The organism is Paraburkholderia sediminicola (assembly GCF_902859805.1).
GTDB lineage: Bacteria > Pseudomonadota > Gammaproteobacteria > Burkholderiales > Burkholderiaceae > Paraburkholderia > Paraburkholderia sediminicola.
This window is the reverse complement of the sequence record NZ_CADIKC010000016.1, coordinates 21,406-37,021: the sequence shown is the minus strand read 5'-3', so window position 1 is coordinate 37,021 and position 15,616 is coordinate 21,406. Positions and strand designations below refer to the sequence as shown.

General features: G+C 61.6%; 15 protein-coding genes. 5 read left to right on the top strand and 10 right to left on the bottom strand.

The features are described from left to right. Positions 1-25 precede the first annotated feature (25 nt). From R8871_RS34745 to R8871_RS34730, 4 genes are all read left to right on the top strand, one after another. Positions 26-967, top strand: coding sequence for a prepilin peptidase (locus R8871_RS34745; RefSeq protein ID WP_175054459.1), 942 nt, complete (start codon positions 26-28; stop codon positions 965-967). Between the two features lie 3 nt (positions 968-970). Further along, complete coding sequence (gene coaE, locus R8871_RS34740) at positions 971-1,573, top strand: dephospho-CoA kinase (RefSeq protein ID WP_175054458.1); 603 nt, start codon at positions 971-973, stop codon at positions 1,571-1,573. A gap of 199 nt (positions 1,574-1,772) precedes the next feature. Then, a complete protein-coding gene (gene zapD, locus R8871_RS34735; RefSeq protein WP_030100922.1) occupies positions 1,773-2,528 on the top strand; it encodes a cell division protein ZapD in 756 nt (251 codons plus the stop codon). A 102-nt stretch (positions 2,529-2,630) separates the two neighbouring features. Beyond that, positions 2,631-2,828 carry a DNA gyrase inhibitor YacG gene (locus R8871_RS34730; protein WP_093645243.1) on the top strand — a complete coding sequence of 66 codons (198 nt, stop codon included), beginning with the start codon at positions 2,631-2,633 and terminating at the stop codon, positions 2,826-2,828. A 99-nt stretch (positions 2,829-2,927) separates the two neighbouring features. On the opposite strand, the gene R8871_RS34725 is transcribed toward R8871_RS34730, so the two are convergent. The 4 genes from R8871_RS34725 to secA all read right to left on the bottom strand — a co-directional run bounded on the left by R8871_RS34725 (position 2,928) and on the right by secA (position 8,466). Further along, on the bottom strand, positions 2,928-3,353 hold the full coding sequence (locus R8871_RS34725) for an NUDIX domain-containing protein (protein WP_175054457.1): 426 nt from the start codon (positions 3,351-3,353) through the stop codon (positions 2,928-2,930). Then, positions 3,350-4,219, bottom strand: coding sequence for an ATP-binding protein (locus R8871_RS34720; protein WP_175054456.1), 870 nt, complete (start codon positions 4,217-4,219; stop codon positions 3,350-3,352). The genes R8871_RS34725 and R8871_RS34720 overlap by 4 nt, the downstream gene beginning before the upstream one ends. A gap of 43 nt (positions 4,220-4,262) precedes the next feature. Continuing rightward, positions 4,263-5,504, bottom strand: a complete 1,242-nt coding sequence (argJ, locus tag R8871_RS34715) for a bifunctional glutamate N-acetyltransferase/amino-acid acetyltransferase ArgJ (RefSeq protein ID WP_175054455.1) — start codon at positions 5,502-5,504, stop codon at positions 4,263-4,265. A gap of 151 nt (positions 5,505-5,655) precedes the next feature. Beyond that, complete coding sequence (gene secA, locus R8871_RS34710) at positions 5,656-8,466, bottom strand: preprotein translocase subunit SecA (RefSeq protein ID WP_175054454.1); 2,811 nt, start codon at positions 8,464-8,466, stop codon at positions 5,656-5,658. 291 nt (positions 8,467-8,757) lie between these two features. On the opposite strand from secA, the gene R8871_RS34705 reads away from it, so the two are divergent. Then, the gene (locus R8871_RS34705) at positions 8,758-9,243 is read left to right on the top strand and encodes a DciA family protein (RefSeq protein WP_054040773.1); all 486 of its coding nucleotides are present in this window, start codon (positions 8,758-8,760) and stop codon (positions 9,241-9,243) included. Between the two features lie 80 nt (positions 9,244-9,323). Here R8871_RS34705 and lpxC read toward each other — a convergent pair whose 3' ends face one another. The 6 genes from lpxC to R8871_RS34675 all read right to left on the bottom strand — a co-directional run bounded on the left by lpxC (position 9,324) and on the right by R8871_RS34675 (position 15,616). Then, positions 9,324-10,241: a UDP-3-O-acyl-N-acetylglucosamine deacetylase gene (lpxC, locus tag R8871_RS34700; protein WP_175054453.1), complete on the bottom strand. Its 918-nt coding sequence runs from the start codon at positions 10,239-10,241 to the stop codon at positions 9,324-9,326. Positions 10,242-10,532: 291 nt separating this feature from the next. Beyond that, the gene (locus R8871_RS34695) at positions 10,533-11,036 is read right to left on the bottom strand and encodes a peroxiredoxin (protein ID WP_175054452.1); all 504 of its coding nucleotides are present in this window, start codon (positions 11,034-11,036) and stop codon (positions 10,533-10,535) included. Positions 11,037-11,297: 261 nt separating this feature from the next. Next, the gene (ftsZ, locus tag R8871_RS34690; protein ID WP_054040778.1) at positions 11,298-12,494 is read right to left on the bottom strand and encodes a cell division protein FtsZ; all 1,197 of its coding nucleotides are present in this window, start codon (positions 12,492-12,494) and stop codon (positions 11,298-11,300) included. A 132-nt stretch (positions 12,495-12,626) separates the two neighbouring features. Next, positions 12,627-13,859 (bottom strand): cell division protein FtsA, encoded by a 1,233-nt coding sequence (gene ftsA / locus R8871_RS34685; protein ID WP_007180311.1) that lies wholly within the window; start codon positions 13,857-13,859, stop codon positions 12,627-12,629. Between the two features lie 27 nt (positions 13,860-13,886). Then, entirely contained in the window at positions 13,887-14,639 is a 753-nt protein-coding gene (locus tag R8871_RS34680; protein ID WP_054040781.1) for a cell division protein FtsQ/DivIB, read from the bottom strand. 35 nt (positions 14,640-14,674) lie between these two features. Further along, the gene (locus R8871_RS34675; protein ID WP_054040783.1) at positions 14,675-15,616 is read right to left on the bottom strand and encodes a D-alanine--D-alanine ligase; all 942 of its coding nucleotides are present in this window, start codon (positions 15,614-15,616) and stop codon (positions 14,675-14,677) included.

Sequence of the window (15,616 nt, the reverse complement as noted above, 5' to 3'; positions counted from 1 at the left end):
ATCGCAGCCGAATCCCACCCTTTATATGCAGGCTACCCTTCCGCTCGTGTCAGATACCTATTCCAGCCTGTTTTCGGGCCTACTGTCCGGCCACGTCGCAACCGGTCTCGGCCTCGCATTCGGCAGCTTGCCCAGCGGCCTGCAAATTGCATTCGCGATCGTGTTCGGGCTGGTGATCGGCAGTTTCCTGAACGTGGTCGTGCATCGAGTGCCGATCATGCTGGAGCGTGCGTGGCGCGAGGAAATCAGCGAGGCCACCGAACAGGCGCCCGAAGACGACGGCTTGCCCGCCCGCTACAACCTGTGGGTGCCGCGCAGCGCGTGCCCTCATTGCGGCCATGTACTCAGCGCGTGGGAGAATCTGCCGGTGCTGAGCTATCTGCTGTTGCGCGGGCGCTGCTCCGCATGCAAGACACACGTAAGCCTGCGCTACCCGCTGCTCGAAATTGCCAGCGCCACCTTCGCGGCCGGGGCGCTCGCGCTGTACGGACCGACCGGCATGGCGCTCGCCGCCTTCGGACTCTGCGCCGCCTTGCTCGCAATGAGCGCGATCGATATCGACACGCATCTGCTCCCTGACTCCATGACACTGCCGCTCCTGTGGGCCGGCTTGATCGTCAACTTCAACGGCATGTTCGCGAGCCTGCACGATGCCGTGCTGGGCGCGATCTTCGGCTATCTGGTGTTGTGGGTAGTCCACTGGCTGTTCCGGCTGGTGCGCGGCGTCGAAGGTATGGGTTATGGCGATTTCAAACTGCTGGCAGCACTCGGCGCTTGGCTCGGCTGGGCGGCGTTGCCGCAAATCGTGTTGATCGCAGCAGTCGCCGGCGCGGTGGTCGGCCTCGCGGCGACGTGGCGCGGCCGTATGCGTTTCGAAGAACCGCTGCCGTTCGGGCCGTTTCTCGCTGCAGGCGGTGCTGTTACGCTATTCCTCGGCACACCGCTTTATCTGGCGTTGGGAGGCTGAAGCATGTTTGCTGTGGGACTGACCGGCGGCATCGGCAGCGGCAAATCGACCGTGGCTGACCTGTTCGCCGCGCACGGCGTGCCGCTTGTCGACACAGACCTGATTGCGCACCGCATCACGGCGCCGCACGGCATTGCGATGCCGCAGATTGCCGCAGAGTTCGGCGATTCGTTCGTCGCGGCAGACGGTTCGCTCGACCGCGCCCGCATGCGCACGCTGGTATTCAGCGACGACGGCGCGCGCAAACGCCTAGAAGGCATCACGCATCCATTGATTCGTGCGGAAACCGAACGCGAGCAGCGCGAGGCGCAAGGGCCGTACGTGATCATCGTGGTACCGCTGCTGGTGGAGTCGGGCAGCTGGAAGACTCGCGTCAATCGCGTGCTGACAGTCGATTGCAGCGTCGAGACACAAATCTCGCGCGTGATGAGCCGCAACGGCTTTAGCCGCGAACAGGTGCTCGCGATCATCGCCCGCCAGGCGACACGCGAAGCACGCCTCGCCGCAGCCGACGACATCATCGACAACGACAACGCGCCGCTCGACGCACTCAAGGCACAGGTCGACGCGCAGCATCGCGTCTATCTGTCGCTAGCGGCCACATGAGAACACGCTGACGCGGCTTGCTGCCTGCGTGGTTTGCTCAGCCATGCCGCGGCAAGCACGCAAGGCACGCGCCAAACCGCCTGAAACACGTGAAAAAAGTTGCGAAAGCGCGCTGAAAAAGTGCGTGATTGCTAGGGTAGTCTCACGGCATTAGAATGTTCTGCATTCCCGTCACCGACCACGCCCGAGGCGAGCCCGCTTGATCCTTTACGAGTATCCCTTCAACGAGCGAATCCGGACGCTATTGCGCCTCGAAGATCTGTTCGAGCGCTTCACGTTCTTTCTGACTCAGGAAGACGCCAGGGAACATCACGTCGCACTGACAACGTTGTTCGAAATCTCAGAGGTTGCGGGTCGCGCGGATCTGAAGTCCGATCTGATGAAGGAGCTCGAGCGCCAACGGCAAACTCTGGCTCCGTTTCGGGGCAATCCAGGGATCGAGCAGAACGCGCTGGAGGCTGTGCTGGGAGAAATCGAGCAGACCTTGTCCGGGCTTTCGCAGATGCAGGGCAAGACCGGCCAGCATCTGGCGGACAATGAGTGGCTCGCCAGCATCCGCAGCCGCGCAATCATCCCGGGCGGCACCTGCAAGTTCGATTTGCCTTCGTACTACGCGTGGCAGCAAATCCATCCAGATCAGCGCCGGCAGGATATCGCCAAATGGGTCACGCCGCTGCTGCCCTTGCGCGATGCGGCAACCATCGTGTTGCGCCTCGCGCGCGAATCGGGTCAGGCGTCCAAGGTCATGGCAATGCAGGGCAGCTATCAGCAGATGCTGTCAGGCCGTTCATACCAGTTGATGCAGGTACGGGTGGCACCAGAATTGCGGGTGATCCCCGAAGCCAGTGCCAACAAGTACATGCTATGGGTGCGATTCACGGTGCAGGATGGCGATTTGCGTCCGCGCGCGGTGGATGTCGACGTGCCGTTCCAGCTTACGCTTTGCAGCTTGTAACGCTTGCCCTGTAGAACTGAATCGCGGGGCCGCGCCTTTAAAGCGGCGAAAAATGCCCCTATATTCGTAACTTGTTCCGTTTCCGATTGACTGCCTGACCGTATGCCTACCGTCGTCAAATGCCCGACTTGCGGCAAGGATGTCCGCTGGACTCCAGAAAGCCGCTTCCGCCCGTTCTGCTCTGACCGCTGCAAGCAGACCGACCTCGGCGCCTGGGCCGCTGAGAAGTACAAGATAGGCGGCACGGAGGAAGAAACGCCGTCGGATGAATCGCCCGGCGGAGACTACAACCCGCATTGAGTGCTGCAGGCTATAGATGCACACCGTTTACGCGGCGTACTACAGCTACTCGGAACGGCGCCGCTCACGCAGCGCCGTTTAAAACCGCCGATCATTTCTCTAGTTTTTCTCAGCCGCGAGCCATTCCAGCACGGGAATCGTCGCCGGCAACAGTGGCGAGACATCCGCCGGCAGCGCCTGCCAGACAAATGCCTGGCCTTCGCGGCCGTGGGGTTCGCCCGACCACTGCGTCACCTTGCAGAAGAACAGCCGCACGTAGGCGTGCGGGTAGTCGTGTTCGAGCGTGTGCCAAAGATGGCTCGCCTTGACGTCGATACCCAGTTCCTCGTGTAGCTCGCGGGCTAGCGCGGCCTCGACCGACTCGCCCGCTTCCAGCTTGCCACCTGGAAACTCCCAGTACCCCTCGTACGGCTTGCCTGCCGGGCGCTGCGCCAGCAGATAGCGTCCGTCAGGCTGAATCAGCACGCCAACGGCGACTTCAGTCACCGGGCGGCCAGCTACGTTCTTCTGCGCATCGCCGCTCATGCCGGGGTCTTCCGTCCTGACCAGTCGCGAGCGAATTGCCACGCGACGCGCCCCGAGCGCGACCCGCGCTCCAGCGCCCACACCAGCGCATCGCCGCGCGCCGCTTCGACTTCCGCGTCGTCGCAGCCGAAATGGCGCAGCCAGTGGCCGATGATCGACAGGTAGTCGTCCTGCTTGAACGGATAGAAGCTGACCCACAGGCCGAAGCGCTCGGACAGCGAGATCTTTTCTTCGACCAGTTCGCCCGGATGAATCTCGCCGTCGGACGTGTGCTTGTACGTCTCGTTGTCGCTCATGTACTCGGGCAACAGATGCCGGCGATTGGACGTTGCGTAGATCAACACGTTGTCCGATTGCGCAGCGATCGAGCCGTCGAGCGCGACCTTCAGCGCCTTGTAGCCCGACTCGCCATCTTCGAACGACAGGTCGTCGCAGAACACCACGAAGCGCTCCGGCCGCTGCGCGATCAGATCGACGATGTCGCCGAGATCGTGCAGATCGTCCTTATCCACTTCGATCAGGCGCAGGCCGTCTTTCGCATAAGCGTTCAGGCAAGCCTTGATCAGCGACGACTTGCCGGTGCCGCGCGCGCCCGTCAGCAGCACGTTGTTGGCCGGCTGCTTGCGCACGAACTGAAGCGTGTTCTGCTCGATCAACCCTTTCTGGCGATCGATGTTTTGCAGGTCGCCGAGGGTGATCGAAGAAATGGCGGGCACCGGCTGCAGATAGCCGCGCCCCTGGCGCTTGCGCCAGCGAAAAGCGACCGCCGCCGACCAGTCGATCTCCGGCGCAGCAGGCGGAAGCATTGCTTCGAGGCGGACGAGCACGGCTTCGGCCCGGGTCAGAAACTGTTCGAGTTTGTCCATGGCTGTGAGATAGGCGGCCTTAAGCGCCGCGTAATAAACCTGGTTACGAACGATAGTCGGCGTTGATGCTCACGTAATCGTGCGACAGATCGCAAGTCCAGATCGTGGCTTGCGCATTACCGCGGCCGAGTACGACACGAATGCCGATCTCGCTCTTTTTCATGACGCGCTGACCGTCTTCCTCACGGTAGGCCGGATTGCGGCCACCGGCGGTGGCGACCAGCACGTCGTCCAGATACAGATCGATCTTGCCGACGTCGAGATCGTCCACGCCGGCATAGCCGATGGCCGCGAGAATGCGGCCGAGATTCGGATCCGATGCATAGAAGGCTGTCTTCACGAGCGGCGAGTGGCCGATCGCGTAAGCGATCTGGCGGCATTCGCCGACGCTCGAGCCGCCTTCAACATGCACGGTCATGAATTTGGTCGCGCCTTCACCGTCGCGCACGATCAGCTGTGCGAGGGTCTGGGCGACTTCGGTCACCGCGTCGCGCAGCGCTGCATAAGCGGGCGAATCGGTGGACGTGATCGCCGGCAGGCTCGATTTGCCCGAGGCGATCAGGATGAAGGAATCGTTGGTCGACGTATCGCCGTCGATCGTGATGCAGTTGAACGAGCGGTCAGCCACGTGCTTGACCAGCGCGTCGAGCACCGGTTGCGCGACGGTAGCGTCGAAAGCGAGGAAGCCGAGCATGGTCGCCATGTTCGGCTTGATCATGCCGGCGCCCTTGCTGATGCCGGTGAGCGTAACCGTGTGGCCGTCGATCGTAACCTGGCGCGAGGTGGCTTTCGGCAAGGTATCTGTGGTCATGATCGCCTGGGCGGCGTCGTACCAGTTGGCTTCCTTGCGGTTCGCCAGCGCGGCGGGCAGACCCGCCTTCAGACGATCGACTGGCAGGGGCTCCAGAATCACGCCCGTCGAAAACGGCAACACCTGTTCCGGCGCGATGTCCACGAGACGCGCGAGCTCGACGCAGGTTTCGCGCGCGGCCACGAGGCCCGGTTCTCCGGTACCTGCATTTGCGTTACCGGTGTTGATCACGAGCGCTCGAATCGGCTTGCCGCCCGCACGCACGCGCTCCAGATTCTCACGGCACACCGTGACAGGTGCGGCGCAAAAACGGTTCTGCGTGAACACGCCGCCTACCGTCGCACTTTCGTCGACGGAAATGACCAGCACGTCCTTGCGGTTCGGCTTGCGGATATTCGCCTCCGCCCAGCCCAGCGTGACGCCGGCGACAGGGTGAAGTTGAGCGGGATCGATCGAGGGGAAATTGACAGCCATGGTCGCGACCTGTCGAAGAAAATGCCGGCGTGGCGCCGGCATCGAGGGATCGGTAACTGATGGCTCGAGCCTGTAGCCGAACCACCGCGAAATCATCAACAAAACATCATCTAAAACGAAGCGGCGCGCTCAAAGCGCGCCGCTTTCGGCATTATGCGATCTTGCCGTGACACTGCTTGTACTTCTTGCCGCTACCGCACGGGCACGGGTCGTTGCGGCCGACCTTCGGCACGTTGTCCACGCTCACGTCCGACCCAATGGCGTGCGAGGCGCCGTGGCTCATCGCGTCGCCGATCATGGCGGCGGTTGCCGCTTCCGCAGCGGCAGGCGCTGCTGCTGCCGCTTCGGCGAATTCGGCGTGACGGAACTCGACGTTTTCGAGGTGGCTGCCTTGCTCTTCGAGTTGCTCGGCGGCCTGTTCCAGCTGTTCCGGCGACTGGATCTGCACGTTCATCACCACGCGGGTGACTTCGAGCTTCACAGCGTCGAGCATCGCGGCGAACAGTTCGAACGCCTCGCGCTTGTATTCCTGCTTCGGATTCTTCTGCGCATACCCGCGCAGATGGATACCCTGGCGCAAATGATCGAGCGCGGCCAGATGTTCGCGCCAGCTACGGTCCAGCGTTTGCAGCATGATCGAGCGTTCGAACGCGCTGAACGATTCGCGGCCGACCTGTTCGACCTTCGATTCGTACGCTTCGTCTGCGGCGGCTTCGACCGCTTCGAGAATCTCGTCCGCGCTGATCGAGTTCGACTCGTTGATCATTTCCTGGATCGCGAGGTCGAGCTGCCATTCGTTGCGCAGCACTTCCTCCAGCTCAGGCACGTCCCACTGCTCTTCGATACTGCCGGCCGGCACGAACTGGTGAACGATATCGGCGATCACGCCGCCGCGCATCGCGCCGATCGTTTCGGTGATGTCATTCGCTTCGAGCAATTCATTGCGCTGCTGGTAGATCACCTTGCGCTGATCGTTCGACACATCGTCGTATTCGAGCAATTGCTTGCGAACGTCGAAGTTGCGCGCTTCAACCTTGCGCTGCGCCGATTCGATCGAACGCGACACGATGCCCGCTTCGATCGCCTCGCCTTCCGGCATCTTCAGGCGGTCCATGATCGCGCGCACACGGTCGCCCGCGAAAATGCGCAGCAGCGGATCTTCCAGCGACAGATAGAAGCGCGACGACCCCGGGTCGCCCTGACGGCCAGCACGGCCGCGCAACTGATTGTCGATCCGGCGTGATTCGTGACGCTCGGTGCCGATGATGTGCAGACCGCCCGCGGCCTTCACCTGATCGTGCAGCGCCTGCCATTCGTCGTGCAGCTTCTGGATTCGGGTTTGCTTCTCTGCGTCAGAAAGCGTTTCGTCCTTTTCGATGAAGGACGCCTGCTTTTCAGCGTTACCGCCGAGCACGATGTCAGTACCGCGACCGGCCATGTTGGTGGCGATCGTGACGCGCTTCGGACGGCCCGCTTCGGCGACGATTTCAGCTTCACGCGCGTGTTGCTTGGCGTTCAGCACTTCGTGCGGCAACCCGGCCTGCTTCAGCAGATGCGACAGCAACTCCGAGTTTTCGATCGAGGTCGTGCCGACCAGCACCGGCTGGCCACGCTCATGGCAATCGCGGATGTCGCGGATCACCGCGTCATAGCGTTCCTTCGCGGTCTTGTAGATCTGATCCTGCTTGTCGATCCGTTTCGGCGGACGGTTGGTCGGGATCACGACCGTTTCGAGACCATAGATCTCGTTGAACTCATACGCTTCGGTATCGGCCGTGCCGGTCATGCCGGACAGCTTCGCGTACATACGGAAGTAGTTCTGGAACGTGATCGACGCGAGCGTCTGGTTCTCGCTCTGGATCTTGACGTGTTCCTTCGCCTCGACGGCCTGGTGCAAGCCGTCCGACCAGCGGCGGCCCGACATCAGACGGCCGGTGAATTCGTCGACGATCACGACTTCGCCGTTCTGCACGACGTAGTGCTGATCCTTGAAAAACAGCGTGTGCGCGCGCAGTGCAGCGTACACGTGGTGCATCAGCGTGATGTTCTGCGGCGCGTACAGGCTTTCGCCCTCGCCGATCAGGCCCCACTCGGCGAGCAGACGCTCGGCCTTTTCGTGGCCCGATTCCGTCAGGAAGACCTGGCGGCCTTTTTCGTCCAGCGTGTAGTCGCCCGGCTTTTCGACGCCGGTGCCGTCCGCTTTCTCTTCGCCGATCTGGCGTTCGAGCAGCGGCGGCAGCGCATTCATGCGCACGTAGAGTTCGGTGTGATCTTCGGCCTGGCCGGAGATGATCAGCGGCGTACGGGCTTCGTCGATCAGGATCGAGTCGACCTCGTCGACCACCGCGAAATTCAGGGCTCGCTGCACGCGCGCGTCGGTCTCGTAGACCATGTTGTCGCGCAGGTAGTCGAAGCCGAATTCATTGTTGGTGCCGTAGGTGATGTCAGCGGCGTACGCTTCCTGCTTCGCGCCATGATCCATCTGCGACAGGTTGATGCCGACCGAAAGACCCAGGAAGTTGTACAGACGCGCCATCCATTCGGCGTCGCGCTGTGCGAGGTAGTCGTTGACCGTGACGACGTGCACGCCGCGGCCGGACAGCGCATTCAGGTACACCGGCAGCGTAGCGACGAGCGTCTTGCCTTCGCCGGTGCGCATTTCGCCGATCTTGCCGTAATGCAGGACCATGCCGCCAATCAGCTGCACGTCGAAGTGGCGCATTTTCAGCGTCCGCTTGCTGGCCTCGCGGCACACCGCGAAGGCCTCCGGCAGGAGCTTGTCGAGCGACTCGCCACTCGCGACGCGCTGGCGGAATTCACCCGTTTTGGCGCGCAGTTGGTCGTCCGTCAATTGCTCGATCTGCGGCTCGAGCGCATTGATCGCCGTGACGGTCTTTTGATATTGCTTGACTAGCCGCTGGTTGCGGCTGCCAAAAATCTTCTGTAGAAAACCGGTGGTCATCGGATCGGTGTCTGCGTCGCGGCTTCGGCTGGTTCGCGGCGTGCAAGTTCATGCACGTGCGCTCCGGGGTCGGAAGGGCCTCGGCGGCTTAGTCCAAGAGTGAATTCGAATCGGGCATTTTAGCACGCGCCCCCGGCCGCGCCTGTGTCAGCCGTGCGACGTTGGCAGGGCACAGAAAGCCCGCCGCAGCGACGTCCGACGGTACGCATTGAGGCGGGTCCACGTGCATCCCGCGCGGTACAATCGCGGCGTGAACGCGCATAGGGTGCGAACACGCCGTCACTATCGAACATGAGCCGTATTCCGTCCTTTTCAAGGCCGCCGCCCAAGCAGTTCAAAGCTCGCCGCCCGCAGCCCGTCGCCGAAGTGCTCAATCGCACCGACGCATTCGTGGCCCTGCGCGCGGGCGTCGAGCAGATTGCGGCGCTGGAAAAGGATCTGCGTGAACTGCTGCCGGACTATCTGGCCACGAGCGTTGAACCCAGCTTCATCAAGGAAGGCGTGCTGGCCCTATTTGCCGCGCACAATGCGCTGGCCGCCCGCCTGCGCCAGATCGAGCCGAGGTTGCTGTCGGATCTGCAGCAGCGCGGCTGGCCGGTCAATGCGCTGAGAATTCGCGTGCGGCCGCAGCCTTTGAAGGAGCCGCCGCCGGTCAAGCAGGCGCGCATGACGCCGGTCGGCGCGGATGCGCTGCACGCGCTCTCCCAATCGCTTGCGCCCTCGCCGTTGCAGGAAGCTTTGGCGAAAATGGCAGCGCGGCATCGGAGAAATCGCTGAACAAAAAATAAGCGGCCCAGATGGGCCGCTTATTTTTCATCCATTCGTTTCGGACGTTTCATCCGAAGGCGCTATACCGATCAGGCAAACGCCGTCTGCGTTTCGTACGCGAAGCCGCGCGGCGCCTTCTGCGTGTCGTCGAACGTGACGATTTCGTATGCATCTTCATGCGCCAGCAACTCGCGCAGCAGCGCGTTGTTCAGGCCGTGGCCCGACTTGTATGCCGTGTAAGAAGCCAGCAACGGATGGCCGATCACGTACAGATCGCCGATCGCGTCGAGCATCTTGTGCTTCACGAATTCGTCGTCGTAACGCAGGCCGTCGTTGTTCAGAATGCGGTATTCGTCCAGCACGATGGCGTTATCCATGCTGCCGCCGCGTGCCAAACCGAGTTCGCGCATCATTTCCACTTCATGCGCAAAGCCGAACGTGCGCGCGCGGGCAATTTCCCGCACATAGGACGTATTGGCAAAATCCACTTCCAGCGCCTGGCCGGTTTTATCCACAGCCGGGTGACGGAAATCGATGGTGAATTTGAGTTTGAAACCGAAAAACGGATCGAGACGCGCGAATTTATCGCCGTCACGAATTTCCACGGGCTTGGTGACCTTGATGAATTTCTTCGGCGCGTTCTGTTCTTCAATACCGGCCGACTGAATCAGAAACACGAACGAACCCGCACTACCGTCCATGATCGGAATTTCTTCAGCGGTGACGTCGATATAAAGATTGTCGATGCCGAGGCCTGCGCATGCGGACATCAAATGCTCGATGGTCGACACGCGCGCGCCGTCTTTCTGCAGTACCGAAGCCAGACGCGTATCACCAATCGCCATTGCCGACGCAGGGATATCCACCGGCGTGGGCAAATCCACCCGCGAAAACACAATGCCGGTGTTCGCCGCCGCCGGGCGGAGCGTCAGTTCGACTTTGCGGCCGGAGTGCAGGCCGATGCCGACTGTCTTGACGATTGATTTGATAGTGCGCTGCTTCAACATGGTGATCTTCTATTCGATTGAAAATCCCAATCGGGACTTTTTATTCCATAGCGCGAAGTATACTCCAATACCCTAAGGAGCGTCGTTACACGGAACGTATCAATCTGTTTCGCTGCATTACCCGAAGCGCGCCCGTCAGGGAAAGCGTGACGGGCCGATGTCCGGAACGGAGGCGTTTCCGGTCATCGGCCCGAGTAACGGCCCGTCACAAAAGCGTCTTATACGCCGTTGCCCTGATACAACGCGGTAACCGCGCCGGCCCGAGGCAAAGTGCATTGAACGCGATCGCGCCTAGCTCAACGTAGCGAGGATACTCCCTGCATCGCTGACTTCGAATTTGCCGGCAGCCTCGACGTTCAACGTCTTGACCACGCCGTCGTCGACAACCATCGCGTAGCGCTGGGAACGGATTCCCATGCCGCGCGCCGACAAATCCTGCTCAAGACCGAGCGCCCGCGTGAAAACCGCACTGCCATCCGCCATCATGCGCACCTTGCCCGAGGCGTGCTGATCGCGTCCCCACGCGCCCATTACGAACGCGTCGTTGACGGACACGCACCAGATCTCGTCGATGCCAAGCGCGCGCAACTGCTCGGCGTGCTCGACGTAACCCGGTACATGTTTGGCTGAACAGGTCGGCGTGAACGCACCGGGCAACCCGAAGATCACCACGCGCTTACCCGCCGTCTGCTCGCGCACGTCGAAGCTGTTAGGCCCCAGCGTGCAACCCGCCCGCGTGTCTTCAACGAATTCGAAGAGCGTCGCGTCGGGTAGCTTTTCACCTACTTGAATCATGCTCAGTCCTTTGCATCGATGCGAAGCACACTCGCACGCCATCGTGTCGTAGTGAATTTCAGCGTCTGCCTAACTGCAGGCTCCGCCATCCGGCGACAGTTGCCCCATCCGCTTCGCGAATCCGAAGAGGGCACTTGTCCTTGCCGCGAATCAGACGATACGCGGCTTGTTCGCCGTTCACCCGCCACGCTCGTGCATTCGTCCGCCAGCGCTGCGCTGTTGTATAACCAGCAACGCGGCAACGAAAGCCTGCTCGTGCGCTCAGTCCGCCTGCTTGCGCAGGAATGCCGGAATGTCGTACGTGTCGACGCCCTTTTCCTGCAGCGCCTGCACATGCGAAGCCGCCGTATCGCGCGACGTGCGCCACACAGCCGGCGTATCCAGCGCGCCGTAGTCGGCCGTGCTTGCATGCGACTGCGACGGTGCGTAAGCAGCGTGCGCGCTGATCGGCTGATTGTCCGTGCCGGTGCGCAGCAGCGTCATCGGTGCCGATTGCTGCTTCTTCGCCGCACGGCCCAGACCCGTTGCCACGACCGTCACGCGCAGCGCGTCGCCCATTGCATCGTCGTACACCGCACCGAAGATCACGGTTGCGTCTTCAGCAGCATAGCTCTTGATGGTGTTCATCACTTCGCGCGTTTCCGACAGACGCAGCGAACGGCTCGACGTGATGTTGACCAGCACGCCACGCGCGCCCGACAGATCCACCCCTTCCAGCAGCGGGCTGGCCACAGCCTGCTCGGCAGCCAGACGCGCGCGATCGACGCCGGCAACCGTCGCCGTGCCCATCATCGCCTTGCCCTGCTCGCCCATCACCGTCTTCACGTCTTCGAAGTCGACGTTCACCAGACCGTCAACATTGATTATTTCCGCAATGCCGGCAACTGCGTTGTTGAGAACGTCGTCTGCGCACTGGAAGCACTTGTCCATCTCGGCGTCATCGCCCATCACCTCGAACAGCTTGTCGTTCAGAACGACGATCAGCGAGTCGACGTGATCCTCCAGTTGCTGCGATCCTGCTTCTGCTACACGCATGCGCTTGCCGCCTTCGAATTCGAACGGCTTGCTGACCACGCCAACAGTCAAGATACCCATTTCCTTGGCGATCTGCGCGACCACCGGTGCTGCACCCGTACCCGTGCCGCCCCCCATGCCTGCCGTGATGAACACCATGTGCGCGCCGCGCAATGCGTCGGCGATGCGCTCACGTGCTTCTTCTGCTGCGGCGCGGCCCATTTCCGGCTTGGCGCCAGCGCCCAGACCCGTGTTGCCGAGCTGGATCACCGCGGAAGCGCGCGAACGCGACAGAGCCTGTGCGTCCGTGTTCATCACGATGAAGTCGACGCCTTGCACGCCTTTGTTGATCATGTGCTGAACGGCATTGCCGCCAGCGCCACCTACTCCGATCACCTTGATGATGGTGCCGTTCGTTTCGGTTTCCAGCATCTGGAATTCCATGTTGCCTCCGTCAAGATAAAAAATTGCAGCCACTTCGGCCGTTATTCGGCAGGAGATCGGGCAACCCCCTGTCGCGCGCCGGCCGCCGGCACCAGCGCGTGTTTAAGTAAAACCGTTCAAAACCAGAATTCGTTAGAAGTTGCCGAGGAACCAGTCTTTCATTCGCGTGAAGACCTGACCCATCGACCCCGACTGCACTGCGACCTTGCGGCCGCGCATTCTTTGCGAGCGTCCTTCGACGAGCAGACCCATCGCCGTCGAATAACGCGGGTTACGCACGACGTCCGCAAGGCCGCCCGCGTATTCCGGCACGCCAATACGCACCGGCTTCAGGAAAATGTCCTCGCCGAGTTCGACCATGCCGAGCATCATCGACGCGCCGCCGGTCAGCACCACGCCGGAGCTCAGCAGTTCCTCATAACCCGACTCGCGCACCACCTGCTGCACGAGCGAAAACAGCTCTTCGACACGCGGCTCAACCACTGCCGCCAGCGCCTGGCGCGACAGCGTGCGCGGACCGCGCTCACCGAGACCCGGCACTTCGATCATTTCGTCCGGATCGGCCAAGGCTTGCTTTGCAATGCCGTAGTCGACCTTGATGTCTTCCGCGTCCGGCGTCGGCGTGCGCAAAGCCATCGCGATGTCGCTCGTGATCTGGTCGCCGGCAATCGGAATCACCGCCGTGTGCCGAATCGCGCCTTCGCTGAAAATCGCAATATCCGTCGTGCCGCCGCCGATATCGACCAACACCACGCCGAGTTCTTTTTCGTCTTCCGTCAGCACCGCAAGCGACGAAGCGAGCGGCTGCAGGATCAGATCGTTCACTTCGAGCCCGCAGCGGCGCACGCACTTCACAATGTTCTGCGCCGCGCTCACCGCGCCGGTGACGATATGCACCTTCACTTCCAGGCGGATGCCGCTCATGCCGATCGGCTCGCGCACATCTTCCTGACCGTCGATGATGAATTCCTGCGTCAGGATGTGCAGCACCTGCTGATCGGTCGGGATGTTGATTGCTTTCGCCGTCTCGATCACGCGCGCAACGTCCGTCTGCGTAACTTCCTTTTCCTTGATCGCCACCATGCCGCTCGAATTGAAGCTGCGGATATGGCTGCCGGCGATCCCGGTAAACACGTTCGTGATCTTGCAGTCGGCCATCAGCTCGGCTTCCTCGAGCGCGCGCTGAATGGACTGCACGGTGGCTTCGATGTTCACCACCACGCCCTTCTTGAGCCCCTTCGATTCGCTCTGGCCGAGGCCGATCACCTCGTAGTGGCCCTCGCCCTTCAACTCGGCGACGATAGCCACTACCTTCGACGTCCCAATGTCGAGGGCGACCAGCAGATCTTTATAGTCTTTACTCATAGCGTGCTCATTGCGTGTGATGTCCGTTTACTTCTTGCCCTTGTCGGGTTCGCTGATGAAGCGCATGCCAGCGGCACGAATCGCGAAACCGTTCGGATAGCGCAAGTCCGCATACTCGATATCCTTTCCCCAACGTTGCGTCACCGCGTTCCACGCCGCGGTCAGGCGCTTGCTCCGATCGAGCAATGTGTCCTGATTGCGTTCGCGCCCAAGTTCCACCTGCATGCCGTTCGACAGCTTCACCGTCCACGCGTAACGCGGCGACAGCGTGACCTCTTCGGGCGTCGCGCCTAAGGGCGCAAACCACTTCTTGAAATCGCTATAACGCGCGACGACTTCTTTTGCCGTTCCGTCCGGACCGTCGAACGCGGGCAGTTCCTCTTCGAGCTCGCCCTGGTTCGCGGTGAACAGTTCGCCGTCCACGCTCACCAGTTGATCGCTGCCCCACGTTCCAAGCGGTTTGTACTCTTCAAGCGTGACAGCCAATGCATTCGGCCAAACCCGCCGCACACTCGCGTGACGCACCCATGGCATCTGCTCGAACGCCTGCCGCGCGACGTCGAGATCCACCGTAAAAAAGTTGCCTTTCAAGCGCCCTACTACACCCGCGCGCACCGTCGGCGAATTGATGTGCTCGGTGTCGCCGTCGATCTGGATTTCGCGCAACGCGAAATTCGGACGCTGGATGAGCCAGTAACCGCCTGCCGCCAGCAGCACGAGCACCAGCAACGCATGCAATGCGTTGGCGGCGAGATTGAGCTGGCGAACGTTGTTCCACATGGAGTTGCTTTCGGGTTGCCCCGGTTAGTCCTTTGTTAATCCTTGAGCGTCAGCGCCAACACGCCGACCACCAGTTCCTGATAACTGATGCCCACCGCACGCGCCGCTTTCGGCGGCAACGAGTGATCGGTCATCCCAGGCGCCGTGTTCACTTCCAGGAAGTACGGGTTGCCGTCGGCGTCGAGCATGAAATCGGCGCGACCCCAATCGGTGCAGCCGAGTACATCAAACGCGCGGCGCGCCAGAACTTTCAGGCGTGACTCTTCGTCAGCCGCCAGACCGCACGGAATCAGATACTGCGTGTCGTTCGCGATGTACTTCGCGTGGTAGTCGTAGAACTCGCCGGCCGGAATGATGCGGATCACCGGCAGATCCAGATCGCCGGCAATGCACGCCGTAAATTCGCCGCCGCCCTCAATGCTCTTTTCGACCACGACGATCTTGTCGTACTTGACCGCTTCGAGCAGCGCTGCCGGCAATGCGTCGGCGCTCTTCACCTTGATCACCGCGACGCTCGAGCCTTCACTCGCCGGCTTAACGAACAGCGGCAAGCCGAGCTTCGCGACGATGTCTTTTGCGCGTGCTTCGTAGTCGTCGCCGCGCAGAACAGCCTCGAACGGCGGCGTCGGAATGCCGAGTTGCTGCCACACGAGCTTGGTGCGGAACTTGTCCAGACCCAGCGCCGAGCCGAGCACGCCGCTACCCGTGTAACGAATGCCGTAGAAATCGAGCGCGCCCTGAATCTGGCCGTTCTCGCCATAGCCGCCGTGCAGTGCGTTGAACGCGCGCACAAAGCCTTCGTCTTTCAATGCGGCGAGCGGACGCTCGGCCGGATCGAACGGATGCGCGTCGATACCGGCGTCGCGCAGACCTTGCAGCACGAGGCGCCCGGAATTGAGCGACACCTCGCGCTCGGCGGAATCCCCACCGAGCAGCACTGCTACTTTGCCGAATTGTTTTGGATCGATGCTGCTCAT